The organism is Alteripontixanthobacter muriae, from assembly GCF_013336795.1.
In the GTDB taxonomy this organism is placed as follows: domain Bacteria; phylum Pseudomonadota; class Alphaproteobacteria; order Sphingomonadales; family Sphingomonadaceae; genus Pseudopontixanthobacter; species Pseudopontixanthobacter muriae.
In genome coordinates, this window is record NZ_JAAFZT010000015.1 from 1 (window position 1) to 24,234 (window position 24,234).

Annotated in this window: 23 protein-coding genes and 1 tRNA gene; 11 read left to right on the forward strand and 13 right to left on the reverse strand. The window is 60.6% G+C overall.

Annotated elements, in window-relative coordinates:
• Positions 1–104: 104 nt before the first annotated feature.
• Positions 105–809, forward strand: a complete 705-nt coding sequence (locus G7A66_RS04480) for an HNH endonuclease (protein ID WP_206675067.1) — start codon at positions 105–107, stop codon at positions 807–809.
• Between the two features lie 30 nt (positions 810–839).
• On the opposite strand, the gene G7A66_RS04485 is transcribed toward G7A66_RS04480, so the two are convergent.
• The 7 genes from G7A66_RS04485 to aspS all read right to left on the reverse strand — a co-directional run bounded on the left by G7A66_RS04485 (position 840) and on the right by aspS (position 8,013).
• Entirely contained in the window at positions 840–2,642 is a 1,803-nt protein-coding gene (locus G7A66_RS04485) for a P-loop NTPase fold protein (RefSeq protein ID WP_174294517.1), read from the reverse strand.
• Between the two features lie 182 nt (positions 2,643–2,824).
• A tRNA-Met gene (locus G7A66_RS04490) sits at positions 2,825–2,901 on the reverse strand.
• Positions 2,902–2,977: 76 nt separating this feature from the next.
• Positions 2,978–3,490: a 2'-5' RNA ligase family protein gene (locus G7A66_RS04495; RefSeq protein WP_232366642.1), complete on the reverse strand. Its 513-nt coding sequence runs from the start codon at positions 3,488–3,490 to the stop codon at positions 2,978–2,980.
• 9 nt (positions 3,491–3,499) lie between these two features.
• Positions 3,500–4,471, reverse strand: coding sequence for an endolytic transglycosylase MltG (gene mltG / locus G7A66_RS04500; RefSeq protein WP_174294518.1), 972 nt, complete (start codon positions 4,469–4,471; stop codon positions 3,500–3,502).
• A gap of 2 nt (positions 4,472–4,473) precedes the next feature.
• Positions 4,474–5,736 carry a beta-ketoacyl-ACP synthase II gene (gene fabF, locus G7A66_RS04505; RefSeq protein ID WP_174294519.1) on the reverse strand — a complete coding sequence of 421 codons (1,263 nt, stop codon included), beginning with the start codon at positions 5,734–5,736 and terminating at the stop codon, positions 4,474–4,476.
• 127 nt (positions 5,737–5,863) lie between these two features.
• On the reverse strand, positions 5,864–6,100 hold the full coding sequence (locus tag G7A66_RS04510) for an acyl carrier protein (RefSeq protein ID WP_174294520.1): 237 nt from the start codon (positions 6,098–6,100) through the stop codon (positions 5,864–5,866).
• A gap of 95 nt (positions 6,101–6,195) precedes the next feature.
• Entirely contained in the window at positions 6,196–8,013 is a 1,818-nt protein-coding gene (gene aspS, locus G7A66_RS04515; protein ID WP_174294678.1) for an aspartate--tRNA ligase, read from the reverse strand.
• A 185-nt stretch (positions 8,014–8,198) separates the two neighbouring features.
• On the opposite strand from aspS, the gene rnd reads away from it, so the two are divergent.
• The 3 genes from rnd to G7A66_RS04530 are packed head-to-tail and all read left to right on the forward strand — an operon-like array spanning position 8,199 to position 10,735.
• On the forward strand, positions 8,199–9,449 hold the full coding sequence (gene rnd, locus G7A66_RS04520; protein ID WP_174294521.1) for a ribonuclease D: 1,251 nt from the start codon (positions 8,199–8,201) through the stop codon (positions 9,447–9,449).
• A complete protein-coding gene (locus tag G7A66_RS04525; RefSeq protein WP_174294522.1) occupies positions 9,446–10,342 on the forward strand; it encodes a hydrogen peroxide-inducible genes activator in 897 nt (298 codons plus the stop codon). Before rnd ends, G7A66_RS04525 begins: the two co-directional genes overlap by 4 nt.
• A 57-nt stretch (positions 10,343–10,399) precedes the next feature.
• Entirely contained in the window at positions 10,400–10,735 is a 336-nt protein-coding gene (locus tag G7A66_RS04530) for a PilZ domain-containing protein (protein WP_174294523.1), read from the forward strand.
• 16 nt (positions 10,736–10,751) lie between these two features.
• On the opposite strand, the gene pgsA is transcribed toward G7A66_RS04530, so the two are convergent.
• On the reverse strand, positions 10,752–11,318 hold the full coding sequence (gene pgsA, locus G7A66_RS04535) for a CDP-diacylglycerol--glycerol-3-phosphate 3-phosphatidyltransferase (RefSeq protein WP_174294524.1): 567 nt from the start codon (positions 11,316–11,318) through the stop codon (positions 10,752–10,754).
• Between the two features lie 129 nt (positions 11,319–11,447).
• Here pgsA and G7A66_RS04540 point away from each other — a divergent pair, with 129 nt between their 5' ends.
• Positions 11,448–12,767 carry an MFS transporter gene (locus G7A66_RS04540; RefSeq protein ID WP_174294525.1) on the forward strand — a complete coding sequence of 440 codons (1,320 nt, stop codon included), beginning with the start codon at positions 11,448–11,450 and terminating at the stop codon, positions 12,765–12,767.
• Positions 12,768–13,144: 377 nt separating this feature from the next.
• A complete protein-coding gene (locus G7A66_RS04550; protein WP_174294527.1) occupies positions 13,145–14,863 on the forward strand; it encodes a thiamine pyrophosphate-dependent enzyme in 1,719 nt (572 codons plus the stop codon).
• Between the two features lie 82 nt (positions 14,864–14,945).
• On the opposite strand, the gene G7A66_RS04555 is transcribed toward G7A66_RS04550, so the two are convergent.
• Entirely contained in the window at positions 14,946–15,116 is a 171-nt protein-coding gene (locus G7A66_RS04555) for a CsbD family protein (protein WP_174294528.1), read from the reverse strand.
• A 73-nt stretch (positions 15,117–15,189) separates the two neighbouring features.
• Positions 15,190–15,585 carry an EVE domain-containing protein gene (locus tag G7A66_RS04560; RefSeq protein WP_174294529.1) on the reverse strand — a complete coding sequence of 132 codons (396 nt, stop codon included), beginning with the start codon at positions 15,583–15,585 and terminating at the stop codon, positions 15,190–15,192.
• 200 nt (positions 15,586–15,785) lie between these two features.
• Here G7A66_RS04560 and G7A66_RS04565 point away from each other — a divergent pair, with 200 nt between their 5' ends.
• From G7A66_RS04565 to G7A66_RS04585, 5 genes are read left to right on the forward strand one after another with little or no spacing between them, the layout of a single operon-like run.
• Positions 15,786–17,480 carry a putative bifunctional diguanylate cyclase/phosphodiesterase gene (locus G7A66_RS04565; RefSeq protein WP_174294530.1) on the forward strand — a complete coding sequence of 565 codons (1,695 nt, stop codon included), beginning with the start codon at positions 15,786–15,788 and terminating at the stop codon, positions 17,478–17,480.
• Between the two features lie 50 nt (positions 17,481–17,530).
• Entirely contained in the window at positions 17,531–18,346 is an 816-nt protein-coding gene (dapF, locus tag G7A66_RS04570) for a diaminopimelate epimerase (protein WP_174294531.1), read from the forward strand.
• Positions 18,343–19,518, forward strand: coding sequence for a MiaB/RimO family radical SAM methylthiotransferase (locus G7A66_RS04575; RefSeq protein ID WP_174294532.1), 1,176 nt, complete (start codon positions 18,343–18,345; stop codon positions 19,516–19,518). Before dapF ends, G7A66_RS04575 begins: the two co-directional genes overlap by 4 nt.
• On the forward strand, positions 19,515–20,438 hold the full coding sequence (gene ftsY / locus G7A66_RS04580) for a signal recognition particle-docking protein FtsY (RefSeq protein ID WP_174294533.1): 924 nt from the start codon (positions 19,515–19,517) through the stop codon (positions 20,436–20,438). Before G7A66_RS04575 ends, ftsY begins: the two co-directional genes overlap by 4 nt.
• Positions 20,438–21,091, forward strand: coding sequence for an inner membrane-spanning protein YciB (locus G7A66_RS04585; protein ID WP_174294534.1), 654 nt, complete (start codon positions 20,438–20,440; stop codon positions 21,089–21,091). The genes ftsY and G7A66_RS04585 overlap by 1 nt, the downstream gene beginning before the upstream one ends.
• A gap of 2 nt (positions 21,092–21,093) precedes the next feature.
• On the opposite strand, the gene G7A66_RS04590 is transcribed toward G7A66_RS04585, so the two are convergent.
• The 3 genes from G7A66_RS04590 to G7A66_RS04600 all read right to left on the reverse strand — a co-directional run bounded on the left by G7A66_RS04590 (position 21,094) and on the right by G7A66_RS04600 (position 24,208).
• Positions 21,094–23,034, reverse strand: coding sequence for a potassium transporter Kup (locus G7A66_RS04590; protein ID WP_174294535.1), 1,941 nt, complete (start codon positions 23,032–23,034; stop codon positions 21,094–21,096).
• Positions 23,035–23,126: 92 nt separating this feature from the next.
• Positions 23,127–23,831, reverse strand: coding sequence for a tetratricopeptide repeat protein (locus tag G7A66_RS04595; protein WP_174294536.1), 705 nt, complete (start codon positions 23,829–23,831; stop codon positions 23,127–23,129).
• Positions 23,828–24,208: a cytochrome c-type biogenesis protein gene (locus G7A66_RS04600; protein ID WP_174294537.1), complete on the reverse strand. Its 381-nt coding sequence runs from the start codon at positions 24,206–24,208 to the stop codon at positions 23,828–23,830. The genes G7A66_RS04595 and G7A66_RS04600 overlap by 4 nt, the downstream gene beginning before the upstream one ends.
• Positions 24,209–24,234: the final 26 nt, after the last annotated feature.

Here is a 24,234-nt window from a genome sequence, read left to right on the forward strand (position 1 = left end):
CACCGCCTCCTGCTTGAACTCTTCTGTATGCTTGATCATCTCGTCGGTCTCCTGTTGCGAGCTCTAATCGCTCAGGTGACCGGCGCAAAAACGTTACAAGTCCAGTGATCGTTAGTGACCCGTTCAAGGGCCTGTATATCGACCGCTGGGTCGGCGAGGTCCTGCACTACACCGGCATGGGCAAGTCGGGAGATCAATCGATCGGCTTCATGCAGAACAAGACGCTGGCAGAAAGCTCGGTGAACGGCGTGGCTGTGCACTTATTCGAGGTGCACAAGCCAAGCGTCTATTCCTATGTCGGACCGGTCGAGCTGGCCTCAGAACCTTATCAAGACGCGCAGAATGGTGAGGACGGGACAAGCCGTAAAGTGTGGATCTTTCCCGTCACTCCCAAGACGGGCAGCACCAAGCCATTATCCTTAGAAGCGCTTCGGATTGAGGCGGAGGCACAAGCCAAGAGGGCCAAGGCCCTTAGCGATGCGGCCTTGAAGGCGAAGGCAAAGCAAAGCGGCAGCACTCGGGTGGGAGTGAGGCCCGCTATAACGCAGCAGTATCAGCGGAATCCTTGGGTTGCTGAATACGCTAAGCGTCGCGCGGCTGGTCATTGCCAGCTGTGCACCAAGCCCGCACCTTTTTCAACGAAGGCGGGCGAGCCTTACCTCGAAGTGCATCATGTCCAGTGGCTCTCGCAGGGAGGCGCCGATACCATTGAGAACACCGTAGCGTTGTGCCCAAACTGCCACCGCATGATGCATGTGGTAGGAAGCGCAGATCATGCTGAAAAACTGAGCGCGGCTGCTGCACCTTGAACGTGTGCCGCTCACCGACACAGCACTCATCTACTTGCCGGCAGCTCCATCTTCTGGAGGGGGCCCAATCAGCTCCAGGAGAGCGTCCAGTTGACGATTTAAGCGGTCACGAGTGAGTGGTCGCTGATCCACAAGTTGCGGTCGCAAGTGATCCGCGAACTTCGAGACCCAAATCCGCTCTTCGGGAAAGCGGTGATCAATCAAGCCGTGCTCGTATCTAGCACGAAGCCCGGCGAACACCCGCCATTGCTTGACCGGGTGCAGATGGAGCAGCGCCGCTATCGTTTCATCGACGGGCATCGCCGTCATTACCGGCACCCTCGCCAACGTGCTGTCGTCTCCGCTCTCGGGTGAAATACGTCTTTCGAAGAGATCAGGATCCTTAGCCAACTCCGATAGAAGCTCGCGAGCCAAAGAAGGGAGTGCGTCCTTCGCTGCCGCTCCCCTCCTTTCACGGAAGTATGCCCAAAGCTCCTTCATCTCTCCATGCTCAAGTGAGCGAATTTGCAGGCCGCCCCATCCGCCATATCTCAGGTCGTCGTCCGCAACTTCTGGTAACGGCTCCAGCTCGCCCGCCTGGTAAAGATCATCCACGTAAGCCTTCCCTTCAGCCACCACCTTCGACAGCGCGATGGGAAGCTCTCCAATTTCGCTCAGCCAGAGCCGGAGCCCGAACATGTGGACTACCTCACCGGGCTCGGTGATAGCTCGTTCTAGAACCTGCTGCTCGAACCTCTTGAGCGCGTTTTCGAACTCTTCTTCTGAACGCTCCCAACCATACCAGACAGTGCGCCATGCCGGCTCCTCCGAGCTACTAACGTAGTATGTGCTCTGCGAGATTGTCGATCTGACCTCTTCCACGTTGATCGAGCCTCTGACTAAAACATCCTCCAAAACCTGGTCGGATAAAATTTGATCGCCGACATTAACTTCTGGATAGCGCTCCATAGTCTTTCGCATGGGGTGATTGTCTGGGGCGGCGAGAAGCCAGCCACTGGGGCCGACGATTGCCGATCGTTCTGACAGGACATGAGGCGCAATACTGCCGGACTTCAGGTCAATCGACAGAGCGAAGAAAAGACCAATGAGCGCTTTAACGCCCGGCTCATTCTCCTTCATTTCCTCAGTCAGGGCTGCTCCGACCCGTTCGAAATCCCACAAGGTCTGCTGAAGGATGCGGAGATTACTTGTCCCCGACTGGATGAAGATCTTCTCGATAAAAGGTGTGTTCGCCAGCACCAGATCTCTCAGGCCGCTGTCGTCGATCTTTTCGACAAATGAACTAAGGGCTTGGTCTAGAGCCGGCTGAACCAGTAGCGTCTTTCCAATCACTTTCTCTCGAATGACCCGATAGTTGCGAGCACTAATTTCGGCCTCATTAGCGATGATCAAGACCTTCCGGCCCATGTGTTCAACAAACTCGTTGATGTAGCCGAGTGTCTGGTTTGGTGTGAGCTGAGCCCTTTCGAGGTCGTCAAAGATAAAAATCTTATCGACAGCGCTTGGCAGGATGTCAGCCATACCGATGTCTGTCTCAACTCCGCCGAACTTCAGAGCTGCCCTGACGACATGCCCGCCTAGCTGCGCGACTTTCGTCCCGATGAAAGGGTAGACTGCACGGAGAACGGCCTGGTCGATCTCCTCTGTGGACTTCAGCCCATATAAGCTAACATACACAAAGCCGTCTGGTTCAGCCAGTCTGCTCAGCAAGCTTTTGACGAAGAACGTTTTGCCGGTTCCCCATGCGCCGTTTAAAAGCACAGCGTAGTGAGGCTCATTACTCATACGCAGGAAATAGGTAAGATAATCCTCAATGTGTTTGTTTGGGTTCACAAATAAATCTTCCCCAAATGGTTTCCGCGCGTGGACGGGACGAATCCGTTCGACTTCATAGCCCGACTTAGTGCTGTTGCAGCCCCTCCGTCGATGACGAAAAACCTCGCCAGACCGGGGTGACAGCTTACACCGGATAACAGACTAGAGGAAAACCGAACGCGCACCGCGTTCGACAAGATTGGTAGCGGAGGAGGGACTCGAACCCCCGACACGCGGATTATGATTCCGCTGCTCTAACCAGCTGAGCTACTCCGCCACGGGCAAGGAAAGGATGTCGTGCATCGCTTTTTGCCTGTCCAGCGCGGCGCGTTTAGGGCGGCTGTGTGTCGCGGTCAACCGCGAAAAGACCATGACTTCAGATGGTCCCAGGGTCCGCCGCGATAGGCATGCATCGACAGGCCGCGAAAGCGAAATTCCCGCCCCATGATCTGCGGCGCGAGGATGGCGTTCAGTTCCTTCGCTTCTCTTGGACTCACCTTGTTCTGGATCGTGACGTGCAGGCGCGGCTTGTGTCCGTCTTGCGGCGTCAAAAGGCCGTGGAACCTGTCCGCCAGATCCTCCCAGATCTCCACCATCGCCGGGCTGGCCAGTTTAAGCGCGTTTCCCCGCCCCAGCGACATCAGCCCCTCGAGCCTGCCTGGCACCGGTGCCGACCGGGCGGCGATGGCAGCCAGTGCGTCTTGGATTTCTCTTTCGCAGGATGGCGGCAGCGCATGGAACAGGGTCACGTGGGCTTTCAAATGATTGCGCTCGGGCGGGAAATATTGGTCGCGCAGGCCTGTGGCCCAGCTTTGCATGTCCTGCGGCAGGTCCGCCGTCAGGATCAGAGGCGCATCGCCTGACAACCGCCTCTCTCACATCTCGCCGCGTTGTCGCCGCAGCGCGAACCATTTCGCCACATTGGCATTATGTTCGGCCAGCGTATCGCCGAAGGCATGGCCGCCCGTACCGTCTGCGACCATGTAGATCGCGCTGGTGTCTGCCGGGTTCAGCACGGCGGCGATTGCGCCCCTGCCGGGATTGGTGATCGGACCCTGGGGCAGGCCGACCATGCTGTAGGTGTTGTAATCGTTTACCGCCGCGATTTCGGACTGGCGGATGCGCCTTCCCAAGGGCTTGCCTTGAGTAATCGGGTAAATGATCGTCGGATCGGCTTGCAGCCTCATGCCCAGGCGCACCCGGTTGGAGTACAGACCTGCAACCATCTCGCGTTCACTGGGAACAGCGGTTTCTTTCTCCACTATGGAAGCCAGCGTGATGGCCTCCTGCGGTGTGGACACAGCGATGTTCGAACCGCGCTTGGCCCAAAGCTCCGCCAGGGTTTCGCTCATGGCGTCCTGCATGCGTTGCAGCACCGCAGCGCGTGATTCTCCCCGTTCGAAATCATAGGTATCCGGCAGAACCGTTCCTTCCGCCGGAACGGGTGCGTCTCCGGTCAGCAGCGGGGTCGCCATGAGCCGTTCATGCACCAGGATCGAAGGCATGCCTTCCGGGATCGTCACGAAGCGACGGATGACTTCGCCATGCTGCAGCGTTTTCAGTATGTTCGCCGGGCTTGATCCTGCGGGAAGCATGAATTCGCCCGCCTTGATCGGATCGCCGCTGCCGAAGATCTTTGCCCGCAACAGGAAGGCGTCAGCAGAGCCGATATAGCCTTCATCCGCGAGCTTGGCAGCCACCGCCGTCAGGCTGGAGCCCGATGGTACGATGAAGGCGGTATCTTCATCGAGATCGGCATCGCCGTACCAGCCGGCCGCGAAAAAGGCGGCGACGGCCAGCAGAGCCAGCAGCCCCGCGGCGGCAATGATCCAGACCCGCTTGATCATGATTAGTCGGGCCGCTTCATCACGAGGCTTGCGTTGGTGCCGCCGAAGCCGAAGCTGTTGTTCAGCACGGCGCGAATCTCGCGCTTCTTGGCCGTGTGGGGCACAAGATCGACTCCGACGCAGCCGTCGCTCGGATTGTCGAGGTTGAGTGTTGGCGGCGCAATCTGGTCACGCATGGCGAGAATGCAGAAGATGGACTCAACTGCACCGGCACCGCCGAGCAGATGCCCGATGGCGGATTTGGTCGAGCTCATCGAAACGCGAGCAATGTCGTCACCGAACAGGCGGCGGACTGCGCCAAGCTCAAGCTCATCGCCCAGCGGCGTCGAAGTGCCATGCGCGTTGATGTAATCGATGTCTGCGGGGCCAACACCGGCTTTGCGGAGCGCCATCTGCATGGAGCGGAACGCGCCCGAACCTTCGGGATGCGGCGCCGTGACATGATATGCATCGCCCGAGAGGCCGTAACCGATCACTTCCGCGTAGATCTTCGCGCCTCGGGCTTTGGCGTGCTCATATTCCTCAAGCACGACGACACCTGCGCCTTCGCCCATGACGAAGCCGTCGCGCGCTTCGTCATAGGGGCGGCTCGCCTTTTCGGGTTGGTCGTTGAACGCAGTGCTGAGCGCGCGCGCCTGGGCGAATCCGGCGATGCCGATAGGGCAGATGGTCGCTTCCGCGCCGCCGGCCAGCATGATGTCGGCATCGTCGTCACGAATCATCCGCGCCGCGTCGCCGATCGAGTGCGCGCCCGTGGAACAGGCGGTCACGACTGCGTGATTCGGGCCCATCAGGCCGTATTTGATCGAGACCTGGCCGGAAATCAGGTTGATCAGCCGCCCATGCACGAAATGCGGCGAAACGCGGCCCGGCCCTTTCTCGGCCAGGACCAGCGATTCCTTTTCGATACCGGGAAGCCCGCCGATGCCCGACCCGATGGAACAACCGGCACGCAAACGCGTCGCCTCGTCCATATCCTCCAGCCCGGCATCCTCGATCGCCTGACCGGCGGCGTCGATGCCATAGACGATGAACGGATCGACCTGGCGCTGCACCTTGTGATCGACGCGCTTGTTCGGGTCAAAACCATATTCGTGGTCAGCCGGCTTCACCTCGCAGGCGATGCGGCATTTCTGGTCCGATGCGTCGAAGCGCGTGATGGGCCCTGCCCCGCTCTTACCGGCAAGGATGTTGGACCAGACTGTTTCGACGTCGGCCCCGAGCGGGGTTACGAGACCGAGACCGGTTACGACGACACGGCGCATGCGACTCTCCGTTAAATGCAACAGGCCCGGCCCTTACCGGGTCGAGCCTGTCATGATCCGCCTGCCGCCGGCCTGTCCGGCGGGGCGAGCCCGAAATGATCTGCCAGGCAGTTTGACCAGCGGGCGATCAGCCCTTGTGTTCTTCGATGTACTTCGTGGCATCGCCGACGGTCGTGATCTTTTCAGCCGCATCGTCGGGAATTTCGACACCGAATTCCTCTTCGAACGCCATGACCAGTTCGACGATGTCGAGGCTGTCCGCACCCAGATCGTCGATGAAGCTGGCTTCCTGGGTCACCTTGTCGGATTCGACGCCCAGATGTTCGACGACGATCTTCTGTACGCGTTCAGCAGTATCGCTCATGTTTTCCCTCTCAAAATTGCGGGTTGTTCATTTGTCTTTCGCCCTAATGAACGGGGCGCTGGCTGGCAAGTGCCCATGCGGCACAAGGCCCGCCTTCAGTCACCCAGCTGATCGGTCCTCGCCTTTTCCGCGTCGGCCGCACGCGGCTCTTCTAGCAGCTTGATGTGCACGTCCTTCAGCTGCTGCTTGCTGACGGCGGACGGCGCACCCATCATCAGGTCCTGCGCGCGCTGGTTCAGCGGAAAGGCGATGACTTCGCGAATATTCGGTTCATCTGCCAGCAGCATGACGATGCGGTCGATGCCGGGGGCCGATCCGCCATGCGGCGGCGCGCCCAGCTTGAACGCCTCGATCATGCCGGAAAACTGCGCGTCGACGACTTCCTTGGAATAGCCGGCGATCTCGAAAGCCTTGTACATGATGTCGGGCCGGTGGTTACGGATCGCCCCGCTCGACAATTCGTAGCCGTTGCACACGATGTCATATTGCCACGCGAGGATGTCGAGCGGGTCCTTGCCTTCCAGCGCCTCCATCTCGCCCTGCGGCATCGAGAAAGGGTTGTGGCTGAAATCGACCTTGCCGAGCGCCTCGTCATATTCGAACATCGGGAAATCGACGATCCAGCAGAACTTGAAGCAGCCCTGCTCGATCAGGCCGAGCTCCTCGCCCACCTTGGTCCGCGCGGCACCGGCCAGCTTGGCTGCTTCGGCTTCCTTGCCAGCTGCGAAGAACAGCCCGTCATCCGGTCCGAGGCCGAGTTCGTCATACAGGTCGGCCATCAGGTCCGGCCCGTGGTTCTTGGCAATGGGACCGCCGAATTCGCCACCCTTGCGAGTCACATAGCCGAGGCCGGCAAAGCCATCTCCGCGTGCCCAATTGTTCATGTCGTCAAAGAACTTGCGGCTCTTGTCGGCAGTGTTCGGCGCGGGGATGACGCGCACGCGGCCGCCGCTGCCGACGATCTTTTCGAACAGGCCGAACCCCGATTTTTCGAAATGCGATGTCACGTCGCTGATGATCAGCGGGTTGCGAAGGTCCGGCTTGTCCGAACCGTATTTCAGCATTGCTTCGGCATAGGGGATGCGCGGGAACTCGCCGGCAGACGTAACCGTCTTGCCGCCGGAGAATTCCTCGAACACACCAGCCAGCACAGGCTCGATAGTGTTGAACACGTCTTCCTGCGTGACGAAGCTCATCTCGAAATCGAGCTGGTAGAATTCGGGGCTGCGGTCCGAACGAAGGTCTTCGTCGCGGAAGCAGGGGGCAATCTGGAAGTAGCGGTCGAAGCCTGCCACCATCAGCAGCTGCTTGAACATCTGCGGCGCCTGCGGCAGCGCGTAGAATGTGCCAGGATGCAGGCGGCTGGGCACCAGGTAGTCTCGCGCGCCTTCAGGGCTGGACGCTGCCAGGATCGGCGTCTGATATTCGCGGAAGCCCTGCTCCACCATGCGGCGGCGGAGCGAGGTGATCACGTCGCTGCGCAGCATGATGTTGCGATGCATGGTCTCGCGGCGAAGATCGACGAAGCGGTACTTCAGGCGGATGTCTTCGGGATATTCCTGCTCGCCCGCGACCGGCAGCGGCAGTTCGTCGGCACGGCTCTGCACAGTCACGGAGCGGGCGAAAACCTCGATCTCACCGGTCGGCAGGTTGGCGTTCACCGTCGCTTCGTTGCGGGCCTTGACCTCGCCATCGATGGTGATGACGCTTTCCACCCGCAGCGATTCCAGCAATGCGAGCGCCGGACTGTCCTCGTCCGCGACGATCTGGGTCATGCCGTAATGATCGCGCAGATCGACGAAAAGGACGCCGCCATGGTCGCGCTTCCTGTGGACCCAGCCAGACAGACGGACGGTTTCCCCGACATTGTCTTTCGAAAGCGCGGCGCAAGTATGGGTGCGATAGGCGTGCATGGAGAGTCTTTCCATTCGGGAGGCTATGGGTCTAAGGCGTTTCGACCGGCGCTGCACCTGCAGAACCGGTCTGTCCTGAATGGGGCGCTAACAGGGGAAGCACCGCTCTTTGTCAAGGACGCGGCGCTTTCGGCAGGGGCTTCTGGCCCGCAGGGTGGCGTGCCGCCCGCATATAGAAAAGAACGATGAAAATACACGATCTCATCACCACGACCGATGAACTGACCGCCTTGTGCAACCGGTTCGCCAATGCCGATTTCGTCACGGTCGATACCGAATTCATGCGCGAGAATACTTATTATCCGGAGCTCTGCCTCGTGCAGATCGCGGATGACAAGGAAGCCGCCGCCATCGACCCGATGGCGAAAGGCATCGATCTGACCCCGCTGCTCGATCTGCTCTGCGACAATGAGGATGTGCTGAAAGTCTTTCACGCGGGCGGTCAGGATGTGGAGATTATCTACAATCTGACCGGTAAGACTCCGCACCCCATCTTCGATACCCAGATCGCGATGATGGCGATCAGCCAGTCGGAACAGATCGGCTATGCGAACCTGGTGGAAAGTTGGCTGGGCATCACGGTGGACAAGGGCGCACGCTTCACCGACTGGAGCCGCCGCCCGTTGACCGAACGGCAGATCGAATATGCGATCGGCGACGTGACGCATCTGTCGCGGCTGTTTCCCAAGATGCTGAAGAAGCTGATCGGAACGGGCCGCGGCGTCTGGCTCGATGCCGAGATGGAGAAGCTGGCCGATCCCGCCAATTACGCGCAGGACCCCGGCGAGGCCTGGAAACGCATTCGCGCTCAGAGCCGCAAGGCCGACGTGCTGGGCCGCCTCAAGGCTCTCGCCGGATGGAGGGAGAACGAGGCACGGCACAAGAACATTCCGCGCGGCCGGATCATGCGCGACGAAACCCTGGCCGACATCGCCGCCCACCCGCCGCGCGTCCAGGCCGACCTTGCGAAGGTGCGCGGCCTTTCCGCCGCGTGGAAGGACAATGATATCGGCAAGCGCATGATGGATGTGATCGCGGGTGCCGGACCGCTGCCCAAATCCGAAATGCCGGAACGCAATCAGCGCGGCGCGCCCTTGGGCAAGGAAGGCGCTCTCGTGGCCGATCTGCTGAAATTGCTGCTGAAGATCCGCAGCCGAGAGATCGATGTCGCCCCGCGCCTGCTGACCCGCAGCGACGAAATGGAAGCTCTCGCCGCTGGCACCCGCGACCTGCCGGTGCTGGAGGGGTGGCGTTACGACGTCTTTGGCAAGGATGCGCTTGAGCTGGTCGAGGGCCGCGTCGGCTTTACCGTGAAGCAGGGCCGCCTCGAGATGACGCATTTCGAACGTGACGACACGAAGCGGGGGGCAGATCCTGCGTTGAACACTCCCCCGGCAGTGTTCAACGACAACTCCGTCGGAGACGAGGAAGAGTGAGCACCTATCTGCCCACGATAAAGCAGCTGCAATATCTGGTGGCACTGCACGAACATGGGCATTTCGGCCGCGCTGCCGAAGCGAGCTTTGTTTCGCAATCGACGCTGTCCGCCGGTATTCGAGAACTCGAATCGCTGCTGGGAGTGACGCTGGTCGAACGCAGCCGCCGGGTCATCCGCTTCACGCCACTTGGCAATCAGGTCGTCGAAAAGGCACATCGCCTGCTGCGCGAGGCGGAGGAGCTTTCGGAACTCGTGCTTGCCGCGGGCAAACCGCTTTCGGGCGAATTGCGGATGAGCGTCATACCGACCATCGCGCCTTTCCTGCTCCCGCGCATGTTGCCGCGGCTGAGGCGGGAACGGCCCGACCTCAAGCTGTTCCTGCGCGAAGAGCCGAGTCAGGACGCTATCGATTCGCTGCACCAGGGCCGGGCCGACTGCGTGCTGCTCGCCCTGCCCTTTCCGACCGGCGAAGTGGACACGGCGCATATTTCCGACGATCGCCTGTTCGTCGCCATGCCCGAAGGCGAACCGCGCAATCCACCTGAATCCATACCCGCTTCGATGATCGACGATGGCCGCCTCCTGCTGCTGGAGGATGGCCATTGCCTGAAGGAACATGCGCTCGCCGCCTGCAACCGACCGGGCTTGCGCGCGAGCGCAGCCATGATCGGAACCAGCCTGCATACGCTTGTGCAGATGGTCGATAACGGGCTCGGCGTAACCATGCTGCCGGAAATGGCGCTGGAGGCCGGGATTCTGCGCGACACGAAGGTGGTCGCCCGCCCGCTGAAGGCCAGGGCCGCGACGCGCGAGATCGTCCTCGCCTGGCGCCGGAATTCTCCACGAGCGGAGGAATTCCGGCTTTTGGCGGAAGAAGTCCGCGCCGGCTGATTTACTAATTATTGATCACTTTGCGTCTAGGTAACGCCCACAATCCGGGGGTTACACATGCGTTCCTACAATCGTTTCATCGTCGATCAGGAAATCGAATGCGATATCGCAGGCGAACGCGACGTCGTGATGCTGTACAATTTGTCGTCCGGCGGCTGCATGATTGAGACGCGCAGCGGCAACCTCAGCGAAGGCAGCGCAGTCGAAGTCCGGCTGCGGGAATTGGCAACGATGCCGGGCCGGATAGTCTGGCGCATCGGACGCAACGCAGGCATCAAGTTCGAAGTGCCGCTGCATCAGAAAGTTGTGGAGCACTTCGGCTTTTCCGCTCCGGACGAAGATTTCGACAGCAACGATCCGCGCGACAGGTTCGGTATTCCAATTCTCGGTTAGTCTAAACCAGCGCCGATCAGTCCATGTGCCTGAGACCGACCCGCAGGTAATCCCATCCGGTGATTACCGTCAGGACAGCCGCGCTCCACAGCGCAATCAGGCTGAGAAGGTGGAGCCAATCCCAATTCGGCAGGGCACCGCTCAGTATCAGACCGCCGAGCGCCACGAGCTGCAGTGTCGTTTTCCATTTCGCCAGCCGCGTGACCGGGACGCTGACCTGCAGCCCGGCCAGGAACTCGCGCAGCCCCGAAACCGCGATCTCGCGCATCAGGATGATGAGTCCTGCCACGACGTGCAGGTCGCCAACGTAAGGACCGCGAAGATAGCCTTGTGCGGTCAGGACCAGGATCACCGCGGCGATCATCAACTTGTCCGCTATGGGATCGAGGAACTGGCCAAGCCGCGACACCTTGTCGCTGGACCTGGCGAAATAGCCGTCGAAATAATCGGTGATGCCCATCAGGCAGTAAAGCACAAAGGCGAGCGCATAGCCGAGCTGCCACTGCGGCCACCACAACAGCGCCGCCAGCAATGGTATGGTCACGATTCGCGACAGCGTCAGGATGTTGGGAAGGGTCATCATCGCATCGGCTCCCTAGCGCACCTTCCGCTGCTGCAAAAGCGGGACAGCGCTTTCCATTTGCGAAAGTCCTTGTCCGCATCGCGCATATCTCTAGGGCCGTGTGCAAATATGGGTTCGCGGTAGGATATCATGACGACCATTACGCATCTAATGGGCCGGAGGCGATTCCTGCCGCTGTTCATCACGCAGCTGCTCGGTGCCTTCAACGACAATCTCTACAAGACCGCGATGGTCCTGTTCGTCGTCTATGCCGTGTACCGGTCGGAAGAGGCCGACGGCATCTTCAGCTCCGTCGCCAGCCTGCTCTTCATTCTCCCCTTCTTCCTGTTTTCCGCGCTCGCCGGCCAATTGGCCGATATGCGCGACAAGGCGCGGATCATCCGAATCGTCAAATTGTGCGAAATCGGGCTGATGATCATCGGCGCGGCCGGGCTGTTGCTGGCGTGGGTGGGCTTCGGAGTAGAGGCAATTGCAATCCCGCTGATGCTGCTGGCGCTGTTCCTGACTGGCCTGCAATCGACGTTCTTCGGCCCGATCAAATATGCAATTCTCCCCCAACATCTGAAGGAAAACGAAGTGCTGGCCGGGACCGGCCTGGTCGAGGCGGGCACCTATATCGCTATTCTGCTCGGCACGATTCTGGCAGGCTTCATCAGCGTGGCAACTGCAGCGTTCCTTGTCCTGCTGATTGCGGTGCTGGGTTACATTTCGGGTCGGCAGGTACCCCCGGCTCCCGCGATGCAGGAGCCGGAGCCGCTGGATTTCCATGTGCTCAGGGCGTCCGCAACGATCATCCGGCAGGTGCGTGAGGACAAGCGCGTCTGGCTGGCCATTATCGCGATCAGCTTTTTCTGGACGATCGGCACCGTCCTGTTCATCCACTTTCCCGTTCTGGTCAACAATGTGATCGGCGGCACGCGCGAAGTGGCAAGTCTGTTCCTTGCGATCTTCTCGGTTGGCGTGGCTGTGGGTTCGGTTTCGATCAATGCGCTGCTGAAAGGGACAGTTTCTGCGCGTTTCGCACCTGTGTCGGTGCTGACGATGGGCCTGTTCGTCGTTGCTTTCTACATGGTGGCCGACAGGTGGAACATTCCGCCCGCGGGTCACCTGCGAAACATTCCGGAATTCCTCGCCCAACCGCTTGCCTTGCAGATGATGGTATCGCTGATGGGGATCGCGGTGGCCGGCGGCATGTTCGTGGTGCCGCTCTATGCCTTCCTCACAACCTTTGTGCCAAAGACGCAGGCTGCGCGCACCATCGCGGCCAACAATATCGTAAATTCCGGAGCCATGGTCGGCGGATCGGCCATTGTCATGCTGCTGAACATGATTGGCATCCCCATCGTCGAACAATTGCTGCTGAGCGCCGCCATGTGCCTCGTTTCAGCCTGGCTGGGTGCGCGGCTCTATGTTGCGGAACGGCATGAACGGCACGCGCTTGTGCCGTGATGATGGGGCCGCGAAGGCTGGTCAGCTGATGAATATGCCGACCGCAACGAGACAGCCGAAATAGGCGGTAAGAAATCCGCTCACATCGTCTCTCGTCAATTTCCACTCAGGGCGGGCCGGGACGGGGTCGGCGCCGCTGCGGACGTGTGGGGGCAGGCTGGCCAGAAATGGGTGGCGAGCGGCTTCATCGGATAGAACAAGGGAGCGTCTCATGATGCAGACGTTAACTTCCCGGTAACTATTTCGCTCCCGCTGATTGCGCCCTGTTGCATAATGAAACGTTAACCATGATCGATGGTTCAGGCGTGTCTCCGGGGCAATGCAGCCGTAGCCTGCCGCGGATTGCCCGCTTTGTGAGTTACGGCTAGTCTTCCGGCATGAACCACGATCATTCCTCTTCCGCCGACCGCCCCGTCTCTTCCGAAAAAGCAGACGATGGGCCAGTATCGGCGGCAGAACTGCTGGTCGATTGCCTCGCCCATCAGGGCTGCGACCGGATTTTCACGGTGCCGGGAGAGAGCTTCCTGCCGGTTCTGGACGCACTTCACGGCCGTGACGACATCGATGTGGTGACCTGCCGCCAGGAAGGCGGCGCCGCGTTCATGGCCTGCGCCGATGGGACCATGACGGGACGGCCTGGCATCTGCTTCGTGACCCGTGGCCCCGGGGCAACAAATGCAAGTATCGGCGTACACGTCGCCATGCAGGATTCGCAGCCGATGATCCTGTTCGTCGGAGACGTGGACAGCGCAATGCGGGACCGGGAAGGCTTTCAGGAGGTCAATATGCCCGCCCTGTTCGCACCGCTGGCGAAATGGAGTGCCCGGATCGACGATGCGCGGCGGATTCCCGAATATGTCGCGCGCGCCTATGCAACGGCGATCAGCGGCCGTCCAGGGCCGGTCGTTCTCGCCCTGCCTGAAGACGTGTTGTCCAAAACGGTCGAGGGCCTCTTTCCTCGCCCCGAAATTCTTCGTCCTGCCCAGCCGCCCTGCCCATCCGCCATGCAGGCGATGATGGCCATGATCGCCGACGCCGCTTCGCCTGTGGCAATTGTCGGGGGCGCCGGATGGAACGCCAAGGCCCGCGAATATTTTACACTGTTTGCGGAACGCATTGGTGTGCCGGTGGCTACGGCCTTCCGTCGTCAGGACGCCATCGCGCCATCCAGCAAGGTATATTCGGGCAACCTTGGCTATGGACCCAACCCGGCCCTGGTCGATCGGGTTAGAAATGCCGATCTGGTCCTGGCGATCGGCGCCCGGTTGGGCGAGGCCACGACCGATGGTTACACCCTTCCCTCGCCCGAGCATCCGGGCCAGGTGCTGATTCACGTGCATCCCGATCCCGAGGAACTCAACCGGGTCTACAGGACCGATCTGGCGATTTGTGCGGATATGGCGGAATTCGCGGAAACGGCAGCGCTTTGGGACGACGGAATTACCGATTTCGACGCCGGTGCAGAAGCTCATCGGGAATGGGAGGATTGGGCATCGCCGCCTCCGCAAAGCGCCTATCCGCTCGACCTCGCGGCATGCGTGATCTTCATGCGCGATACGCTGCCTGCCGACACGATCATCTGCAATGGCGCTGGTAATTTCTCGGGATGGTGGCACCGCTACTGGCGCTACGAAGGCTTCCCGACGCAGCTGGCACCGACTGCTGGAGCCATGGGTTACGGCGTTCCGGCAGCGGTGGCAGCGGCTGCACGCTTTCCCGGCAGGCAGATCGTCGCCGTGGCGGGCGACGGCGATTTCCTGATGAACGGGCAGGAACTTGCCACTGCAGTGCAGCACGGGCTCGACATGATCGTGGTCATTGTCGACAATGGAGCTTACGGAACCATTCGGATGCACCAGGAACGGGAGTTCCCCGGACGAATTTCAGCAACATGTCTGGTCAATCCGGATTTCGCCGCTCTGGCGGCTTCCTTCGGTGCATGGTCGGTCCGATGTGAAACGACGGACGAATTTCGAAACGGCCTCATGGCGGCGCAGGGCCGAACGGGACTTCGGGTGATCCATTGCATCATTGATGTGGAGCAGCTGGCGGCCAGCGGCGCCACCATCAGCGGCCTTCGCGAGAAAGGCGAATAGGCCGCTGATTGGCTCTCAAATACGGAAGACATGAAAAGGGACGCTGAACAGCGCCCCTTCTTTCATCGCAGGTTGAAGTGTTTCAGACCTTGTTTCCCATGGCCCCTTTGACTTCACCTTTCAGGTTCTGCGCTTCGCCCTTGCGTTCCTGCGCATGACCTTCGGCCCGCGTTTCGGGATCGCCCGACTGCTGCTTGACCTTGCCGGCAGCCTCGTTCGCGACGCCCTTGGCCTTGTCTCCGAGTTCACCCATGTCGTTGCTCCTTGATGCGGCGAAGGATTCGCCGTGCAGGAAAGAAACGCCTCATCGCATCGTGCAGTTCCGCTCAAATGCCTGCCATCGACAATATCTTCGACCATTCGTGCTTGGTCACTTCCGAAACGGAAAGACGGGACTGCTTGACCAGCTGCATCTCGCCCAGTTCATCGTCAGCCGCCTTGATCGATTTCAAGGTAACGGTAGCCGGCAGTTTCGTGCGCGGGATCACTCTGACCGCGGCCCATTTGCCTTCCTTGTCCGTGGGATCGAGCAGGCCGGCCTCGCTGACCTCCATGATGCCCACGATCTCGCGGCCGATGTTCGAATGGTAGAAGAAGGCCTGGTCGCCCACTTCCATGGCTGCAAGATTGTTCTTGGCCGCGTGGTTGCGAACGCCGTCCCAGACGCCCTCTCCCGCCGCTTCGAGATCGTCCCATGAATAGGCATCGGGTTCGGACTTCATCAACCAGTATCGTGGCACTCAAATTCTCCAATCTTTGGAATCTCTAGCTCGCCCGTTCAGGCAAAAGGCTGGCAGCCTGATCGAAATAGTACTGGCTCGCTGCAGGACAGGTTCCGAATTAACCTGATCTTCAGTGTAATCCCTCATTCCAACTCAGAACAAGGGGCAACGGGGTGCGCCGAAAGGCGACGGACAGGCGGATGGGCGACAAGTTCAGACAGGTAGCATCGAAAGTCGGACCTGCAGAGCGCGATTTCATCGCTCTCGGCATCGCGACAGGTGCGATCCTGATGTTCGTCGGTACGGGTGGATCGGTCCTGCCGATGATCGTTCGCAACCTGCGGGGAATCGGCGCCGCACCCGACGCAATGCTGGTCAACGCATTGCTCCTCAACATCGCGCTCATCATCTTCGGCTGGCGCCGCTACCGCGAACTGACGCAGGAGATCGCCGAACGCCGCGAGGCTGAAGAAGCAGCGCGGCGGCTGGCCGAAACCGATCCGCTTACCGGCTGCCTGAACCGCCGCAGCATTTCGCCTGCGACCAGTCGGCTCGTGGAGTCCAGCAAGTTGAAGGGGCAGGCCGTCGCCTTCCTCATGATCGACCTCGACAATTTCAAGCAGGTCAACGATCTGAACGGTCATGCTGCCGGCGATCGCATCCTGGTACGCATGGCAGAACAGATTGCCATGCTGTTGCCCGGCAATGCATTGCTGGCCCGCCTGGGCGGCGACGAATTCGCCTGTGTCGTTCCCTACGATGCCGCGAAGCCGGAATATATTGACCGCTTCTCCGAAAAGCTCGTCGACACCATCCCGGCGACTTTTGACGATCACGGGATCAGTGCGCAGGTCACGGTGTCCATCGGCATAGCATCGACCGAAATGATCGCCTCTTCCGCCTCGAAGGAATTCGCAGGCGGAAAAGCACAGGATGCAGAAGATACGGTGGCGCAGGCTTTGCTGCACAAGGCCGATATCGCGATGTATCAGGCGAAGAAGAAGGGCAAGAACCGCTTCTTCTGGTTCGAAATGCCGATGGAAAAGGAACTCCTGCTCCGCAACGAGATTGAAACGGGCATTCGGCAGGGGCTGCTTGGCGGCGAATTCCAGCCCTTCTACGAACAGCAGATCGATCTCGAAACGAATGAGCTGGTCGGGTTCGAGATGCTCGCCCGCTGGCATTCGCCGAAGCTGGGCGAAGTCAGCCCGGAAATATTCATTCCCATCGCCGAGGAAATCGGCGTGATCACGCAATTATCCGACCAGTTGATCAATGCGGCATTGGCAGAAGCCGCCCACTGGGATCCGCGCCTGACCCTGTCGGTAAATATCTCGCCCGTTCAGATGCGTGATCCCTGGTTTTCGCAGAAGCTTTTGAAGACCTTGATCCAGCACAATTTCCCGCCGCACAGGCTCGATCTGGAAATTACCGAGAGCTGCCTTCACGAGAACCTCGGCAATGTGCGCGTGATGATCACCAGCCTGAAAAATCAGGGCGTGCGCATCAGCCTGGACGACTTCGGAACCGGCTATTCCAGCCTTTCCCAATTACGCAGCCTGCCCTTCGACCGGCTCAAGATCGATCGCAGCTTTATCCAGGAACTTCAGAACGACACGGCCAATCCCAAGCTTATAGAGGCTATTATTTCGCTGGGTGAAGGCCTGAACCTGCCAATCACGGCCGAAGGCATCGAGAATGGGCGCATTCTGGATACGCTGAAGCAATTCGGACAACTCAAGGGCCAGGGCTATCATTACGGAAAGCCCGAAAGCGGAGGTGACGTAAGGCGTCGCCTGCAATCGCTCGGTCTGCTGAAGCATAGCGGCGCTGCTGCGGACCTGCCGATCCTCATGCCAGCAGACGCTGCCGAGCCTGTCAGCCAGGCAGGCTGATCGGCTGCGCCACTGGACGCAGGGGTCATGGGCACCTAGATGCGCAGGCCATGCGCGTTCCATTCGTCAAGATGCACGGCCTCGGCAATGATTTCGTCATTCTCGACGCGCGGGAGCAGGAACTGCCGGTGCTGTCCACCCGCGCCATTGCCGCGCTTGCAGACCGGCGCACGGGGATCGGGTGCGACCAGCTGGTGCGTCTTGAGCCAACCAGTGCAGCAGAAGCGGATTTTCGCATGCGCATTTTCAACGCCGATGGCGGGGAAGTCGGCGCCTGCGGCAATGCCAGCCGGGCGGTGGCGCTTCTTCATGGCAGACCGGCAAGGATCGAGACCGAGAGCGGTATAGTCTCGGCCCATCCTTCAGATTCGGGAGTCGACGTCGACATGGGCGTCCCGCGATTCGAATGGGAATCGGTGCCGCTGGCCTACCCGATGGATACGCTGGCGATGCCGGTGGCTTGGGACGTGCTGGAAAACCCGGCTGCCGTGAATGTCGGCAACCCTCATGTGGTCTTCTTCGTTGACCGGCAGGAGGACATTCCCCTCGAACATCTCGGGCCCGAAATCGAGAACGATCAACTCTTTCCCGCGCGCATCAACGTGAACGTCGCCACCGTGACTGACCGGGGCACCATTCGCTTGCGCGTCTGGGAGCGCGGCTCCGGTTTGACACGCGCATGCGGAACCGGCGCCTGCGCCACGGCAGTCTCCGCCATTCGCAGGCGGCTGGTGGATAATGAGGTGACGGTCCATCTGCCCGGCGGCGCCTTGCAGATCAGCTGGGATGGCAGCGGGCCGATCATCATGTCAGGCCCGGCGCAGGAAAGCTTTCGCGGCGAATTTGACTTGCAGGACTATCTATGAGCGGGCCTGAAATTCGCACACTCGGCTGTCGGCTGAATATTTCCGAAAGCGAAAGACTGCGTGAACTGCTCGGCGCTGAAGACAACATGATCGTGGTCAACAGTTGCGCGGTCACAGCGGAAGCTGTGCGCCAGACCCGCCAGGCCATTCGCCGCGCCCGCCGCGCTCGCCCTGATGCGCGCCTGTTAGTGACAGGATGCGCAGCCGAGGTGGAACGCGAAGCCATCGCCGCCATGCCCGAGGTGGATGGGATCATCCCCAATGGAGCGAAGCTGGACCCGCGCGCTTGGAACGTTGCCGCGAACGCATCCCCTCGCCCTGCTGCCCGCACCCGTGCCTTTGTCACCGTGCAGAATGGCTGCGACCATGCGTGCACCTTCTGCATCATTCCACGGGGCCGGGGCCCCAGCCGTTCGCTGACGATCGCTCAAGTGCTGCGTGAGGTCGGCCTCCATCTGGATCGCGGCGCATCGGAACTGGTGCTGACCGGCGTCGATGTGACATCCTGGGGGCATGACCTGCCGGGCAGTCCGCCGTTGGGAGCGCTGGTGGCGGCGATTTTGAGCACCTTTCCCGAACTGCCCCGCCTTCGCATGTCGTCGCTCGATGGGATCGAGATCGACCCGCTGCTCTTCGAACTTTTTGTAGGTGAGGATCGGCTCATGCCGCATCTCCACCTGTCGCTGCAGCATGGGCATGACCTGATCCTGAAGCGCATGAAGCGGCGTCACCTCCGTGCCGATGCCGTCGATCTTGTCACGCGCTTGAAAGCTGCGCGCCCGGAGATCGCGATAGGCGCGGATCTCATCGCCGGTTTTCCGACAGAGAGTAAAGCCATGCACGAGGCCAATCTCTCGATCATCCATGAACTCGATATCGTCCATGGTCACATCTTCCCTTTTTCGTCGCGCGAGGGCACACCGGCAGCGCGAATGCCCCAGCTGCGCCGCGAAATCGTGAAGAAGCGCGCCGCCGATCTGCGCGCCGCCGTCTCCATGCGCCGAGCGGCCTGGCTGGACAGCCTCACCGGGCAATCCCATTCGGTCCTCGCCGAAAGAGACGGTACGGGCTACACTCCACACTTCGCGCGGCTGCGCCTGCCTGCCGGAACGGCGGCGGGTACCCTCGTCACCATTGAACCAAATTCTGTTCAGGAAGGCCTTTTGATATGAGCGAGACCGGCTGGTCCGCCCGCGTGTTAGGCGGATTTCGCAAGACATCGGAAAGGCTGTCTTCCAATCTGAACGGGGTCGTCGGCACCGCGAAGCTGGACGATGCGACCCTAGACGATGTCGAGGACGCTCTCATCATCTCCGATCTCGGTCCGTCGGCCGCTGCGCGCATTCGGGCGAGTCTGGCTGAAAAGCGCTTCGGCCGCGACATCACCGAACGTGAATTGAAGGAAGCCGTAGCCGAGGAGATTGCAGAAATCCTCCGACCCGTGGCCAAGCCGCTGGATGTCACCGCTTTCCCGCGCCCGCAGGTGATCCTGGTGATCGGGGTGAACGGCAGCGGCAAGACGACCACGATCGCCAAACTGGCGCATTGGTTTCAGGAGGACGACTACGCTGTCATGCTGGCCGCGGGCGACACGTTCCGCGCCGCCGCAATCGGGCAGTTGCAGACCTGGGCGGACAGGATCGACGTACCTCTGATCCGCGGGCCGGAAGGTGGCGACCCCGCGAGCATCGTTTTCGACGCGGTGAAATCGGCTACCGATCGCGGCACCGATGCCCTGATCGTTGATACGGCGGGCCGCTTGCAGAACAAGCGCGAGTTGATGGATGAACTTTCAAAGATCCGCCGCGTCCTTGGCCGGATCAATCCCGAAGCGCCCCATGATGTCGTGCTGGTGCTGGATGCAACCAATGGGCAGAATGCCTTGCAGCAGATCGAGACGTTTCGCGAAGTTGCCGGCGTGACCGGCCTGGTCATGACCAAGCTGGACGGCACGGCCCGGGGCGGTGTCCTGGTGGCGGCGGCACAGCAATATGGCCTGCCCATTCATGCCATCGGCGTCGGTGAACAGATCGACGATCTGCGCCCCTTCGACCCTGACCTTGTCGCCCGCGTGATCGCCGGAGTTGCCTGATGAACGATACGATCAAAGATAAGCCGAAGAAATCCGGCTGGCTGAACGTCGCTGTCGATTACGGACCGCTGATCGTCTTCTTCTTCACCTACCGCTATTTCTCGCCGGACGAGCCGGAGCCCGTTGGGGAAATCGCCGCGGTTATTCGCGGCACACTGGCCTTCATGGTTGCTTCGGTGATCGCCCTTGCCGTTTCGAAATGGCACCTTGGCAAGGTGTCGCCGATGCTGTGGTTTTCAACCGCCCTGATCATTGGCTTCGGCGGATTGACGGTCTTCTTCGGCGATCCCGACTTTGTCCAGATCAAGCCGACGCTGCTCTATACGATCTTCGGGGTCGCCCTACTGGTCGGTTACAGGATGGGACGCCCGCTCCTGAAGATATTGCTGGAAGCGGCATTCGAAGGGTTGGACGATGCCGGCTGGATGAAGCTGTCACGAAACTGGGGCATATTCTTTCTTGGTCTTGCCGCCCTGAACGAGGGCCTGCGCTTCTATCTGTCTTTCGGGGACTGGCTCGCGGCCAAGATCTGGGTCTTCCTGCCCGTCAGCTTTCTCTTCACCTTCAGCCAGATACCCATGCTGATGCGCCACGGGCTCGATCCCGAACGCAAGGAAGAGGTCATATCGGACCGGCCGCCTACCGGCGAATAGGATCAGATTTCTACCTGGCTTCCCAGTTCGACCACGCGGTTTGTCGGCAGGCGGAAGAATTCCATCGCCGTCGCCGCATTGCGCAGCATCCACGCGAAGATCCGCTCTCGCCAGATAGGCATGGCCGGGTTCTTCGACGGTAGCAGCGTCTGCCGCGACAGGAAGAAGCTGGTGCGCATCATGTCGAAGCTGCCGCCGCAAAGATCGGCATCTTTCAGCGCGAGCGGCACGTCGGTTTCTTCCATGAAGCCGTAATGCAGCACCATGCGGTAGAAGCCGTCTCCCAGATCCTTGACCTCGTATCGCCCGTCCAGATCGACGTAGGGTTCGTCCGCAATCAGGACGGTCAGCACCACGACGCGTTCATGCAGCACCTTGTTATGCTTGATATTGTGCAGCAGGGCCGATGGCACGCCGCCGAAATTCGAGGCCATGAACACAGCGGTCCCGGGCACGCGTGCCGCGCTGTTCCGGGCAGATTTTGCGAAGATCTCGATAGGCAGCGCGACCTCGGCCATGCGTTCGCGCATGAGCGTGCGCCCCTTGGCCCAGGTGGTGAGCAACGTGAAGATGATCGCGCCGATCAGCAGCGGAAACCAGCCACCGTCAGGGATCTTGGGAACGTTCGCCGCGAAGAATGCACCGTCCACGATGAAGAACAGGATAATGACCGGCAGAGCCCACAGCCAGCGCCATTTCCATACCGCGATGAGCAACACCGCCATGAGGCAGGTGTCGATCAGGATCGCGCCCGTCACCGCAATGCCGTAGGCTGATGCGAGGCTGGACGAATTACCGAATGTCACCACCAGCAGCAATACCGCGACCAGCAGCGCCCAATTGACGAAGGGGATGTATATCTGACCCGCTTCGGTCTCGCTGGTGTGAAGGATCGACAGACGGGGAATGAAGCCCAGCTGCATGGCCTGATGCGTGATGGAGAACGCACCGGAAATCACGGCCTGGCTGGCGATGAAGGTGGCCGCCGTCGCGAGGATGACTAACGGAAAGCGCAGATATTCGGGCGCCAGGATGAAGAACGGATTCTTGATCGCTTCTGCCGCTGCGATCGGTTCCAGGCTGATGATCATGGCCGCCTGGCCGAAATAGTTGAGCAGCAGACATGGCATGACAAAGCCAAACCATGACAGGCGCAGCGGTCCGCGGCCGAAATGGCCCATGTCGGAATACAGCGCTTCCGAACCCGTTACCGCCAGCACGACCGAGCCAAGCGCCAGAAATCCCAGCATCTTGTCGGTGATGAAGAACTGCACCGCATACCAGGGATTCAGCGCCGCGAGCACGCCCGGGTTCTGCACGATCTGAATAGTGCCCAGCACGGCGATGACGAGAAAATAGACGATCATCACGGGGGCGAACAGTGCGCCCACTTTCGCGGTGCCGCGCTTCTGGATGATGAACAGGAAGATGAGGAGCACGAGTGCAATCGGCAGAACCAGTGGCTCGAGCCCTGCCTGCACAACGGTCAGGCCTTCCACGGCGGAAAGCACCGAAATTGCGGGCGTGATCATGCTGTCGCCGTAAAACAGCGATGTTGCGAATACGCCGAGCAGCACGGTTATCCACGCATAGCGGGACTTCGACAGCGATCGCGAGATCAGCGCAACCAGCGCCAGGCTGCCGCCCTGCCCCTTGTTGTCTGCCTGCATCAATATGGTCACGTACTGGATCGAAACGATCAGCGTCATCGCCCAGAAGATCAGGCTCATGACGCCTAGCACGTGCAGGGTGTCGAGCGTCAGCGGATGAGGCCCGACGAAGGTTTCCCGAAAGGCGTAGATCGGACTGGTTCCGATATCGCCGAACACGATCCCGATTGAACCAATCGCCAGTGCAGCCTTCGGAGAAAACCTATTTCCGCGCCCGCCAGGGGGAATGGCATCGGCGGAAGGATGCTTTTGCGGAACCGCAGCTTCGGTCATGACGAATGGCTTTCAATGTCACGCTTGATGCCGGGCGCGGCAAGGCGACGCCCGTTACCAGCATACTCAGGGCCCTGCAACAGCAGGTCAGGTCAGGGCATTGCGGGCGGCAGCGCCGGACCAGCAGGAGCGGGCGTATCATCCTGCACCGGGTCGGGCGGTCCCATCCGCTGCGCCTGCATGGCCAGCAACTGGTCAAGGATCGTGACCCGGTCCTCAAGCTGGCCGCGCCAAGGAGCATTAACAGGCGTACGGGAAAGCAGTTCGGCCCAGGCATCGCGGGCCTGTTGCGGTTCGCCCGACCGCAGCAAGGCGATACCGACGAAGAAAGGCGCGCCGGGATGGTCGGGTCCCAATTGTTCGGCGCGATCGTATGCATAGGTTGCTGCAGGCGTCAGTGCCCCATCTGCATGTTCGACCAGAACGTTGCCGAGGGCGAGCCAAGCCTCGAGATCGTCGGGATTTTCCGCCACCGCGTTTCGCAGCATGTTGGCGGCATCCTCATACCGGCCTTTGCGGGTAAAGGCATCCGCCACCGTGATCCAGCGCGGCGGAGGCAATTCGCTGGCGAACATGCTGCGACGCGCAGCCACCAGTGCCTCCCCTGATTCCGAAGCATCTGCAGCAGGTTCCGCCGGCGCGCCGCCCTGCCCCGGAGAACCCTGCCACGCATAACCTGCCAGACCGAATGTCAGCGCGGCTGCGAACAGGGTCCAGAGCGGTCGCGGCAGCTTCAACACCAAGGCGGCGAGGATGAATACGAGTGCGGCAAGGAGGGCAATTGGCAACCAGCTCATCGCTTCCCTCCCAGCCGATGCCTGATCAGCAGACCGGCAATCAGAAGCAGGACGATCGGCCCGGCATAAAGCGGCCATGTGGCGGCCCCAACCTGCGGAGAATAGCTGACGTAATCGCCATAACGCTGGATCAGCCAGTTGCGAATCGCCTCGGGATCCTCGCCCGCCGCGATCCTCGTGCGGACCTCATGCCGCATGCTGGCCGCCATGGGAGCATCGCTATCGGCGATGGACTGGCTCTGGCAGGTCAGGCACCGCAGGGTCTCCATCAGTTCCTGCGCGGCAGCCTCGCGTGAAGGGTTGTCCAGCTGACGGTATGCAAGAGGCGGATGCGGCGTTGCCGCTGCGGCGATTGGCAAGGTCAGTGACGCAACCATCAGCGACAGAAGCGCTCCAACTACAG

Excerpts from the sequence above, each read along its gene's own strand:
- G7A66_RS04590 (WP_174294535.1), bottom strand. The coding sequence starts at position 23,034 with ATGACCGAAGCTGCGGTTCCGCAAAAGCATCCTTCCGCCGATGCCATT.
- G7A66_RS04575 (WP_174294532.1), top strand. The coding sequence starts at position 18,343 with ATGAGCGGGCCTGAAATTCGCACACTCGGCTGTCGGCTGAATATTTCC.
- ftsY (WP_174294533.1), top strand. The coding sequence starts at position 19,515 with ATGAGCGAGACCGGCTGGTCCGCCCGCGTGTTAGGCGGATTTCGCAAG.
- G7A66_RS04560 (WP_174294529.1), bottom strand. The coding sequence starts at position 15,585 with ATGAAGTCCGAACCCGATGCCTATTCATGGGACGATCTCGAAGCGGCG.
- G7A66_RS04510 (WP_174294520.1), bottom strand. The coding sequence starts at position 6,100 with ATGAGCGATACTGCTGAACGCGTACAGAAGATCGTCGTCGAACATCTG.
- dapF (WP_174294531.1), top strand. The coding sequence starts at position 17,531 with ATGCGCGTTCCATTCGTCAAGATGCACGGCCTCGGCAATGATTTCGTC.
- aspS (WP_174294678.1), bottom strand. The coding sequence starts at position 8,013 with ATGCACGCCTATCGCACCCATACTTGCGCCGCGCTTTCGAAAGACAAT.
- G7A66_RS04600 (WP_174294537.1), bottom strand. The coding sequence starts at position 24,208 with ATGGTTGCGTCACTGACCTTGCCAATCGCCGCAGCGGCAACGCCGCAT.
- G7A66_RS04565 (WP_174294530.1), top strand. The coding sequence starts at position 15,786 with ATGGGCGACAAGTTCAGACAGGTAGCATCGAAAGTCGGACCTGCAGAG.
- G7A66_RS04550 (WP_174294527.1), top strand. The coding sequence starts at position 13,145 with ATGAACCACGATCATTCCTCTTCCGCCGACCGCCCCGTCTCTTCCGAA.
- G7A66_RS04585 (WP_174294534.1), top strand. The coding sequence starts at position 20,438 with ATGAACGATACGATCAAAGATAAGCCGAAGAAATCCGGCTGGCTGAAC.
- G7A66_RS04530 (WP_174294523.1), top strand. The coding sequence starts at position 10,400 with ATGCGTTCCTACAATCGTTTCATCGTCGATCAGGAAATCGAATGCGAT.
- mltG (WP_174294518.1), bottom strand. The coding sequence starts at position 4,471 with ATGATCAAGCGGGTCTGGATCATTGCCGCCGCGGGGCTGCTGGCTCTG.
- rnd (WP_174294521.1), top strand. The coding sequence starts at position 8,199 with ATGAAAATACACGATCTCATCACCACGACCGATGAACTGACCGCCTTG.
- pgsA (WP_174294524.1), bottom strand. The coding sequence starts at position 11,318 with ATGATGACCCTTCCCAACATCCTGACGCTGTCGCGAATCGTGACCATA.
- fabF (WP_174294519.1), bottom strand. The coding sequence starts at position 5,736 with ATGCGCCGTGTCGTCGTAACCGGTCTCGGTCTCGTAACCCCGCTCGGG.
- G7A66_RS04595 (WP_174294536.1), bottom strand. The coding sequence starts at position 23,831 with ATGAGCTGGTTGCCAATTGCCCTCCTTGCCGCACTCGTATTCATCCTC.
- G7A66_RS04540 (WP_174294525.1), top strand. The coding sequence starts at position 11,448 with ATGACGACCATTACGCATCTAATGGGCCGGAGGCGATTCCTGCCGCTG.
- G7A66_RS04555 (WP_174294528.1), bottom strand. The coding sequence starts at position 15,116 with ATGGGTGAACTCGGAGACAAGGCCAAGGGCGTCGCGAACGAGGCTGCC.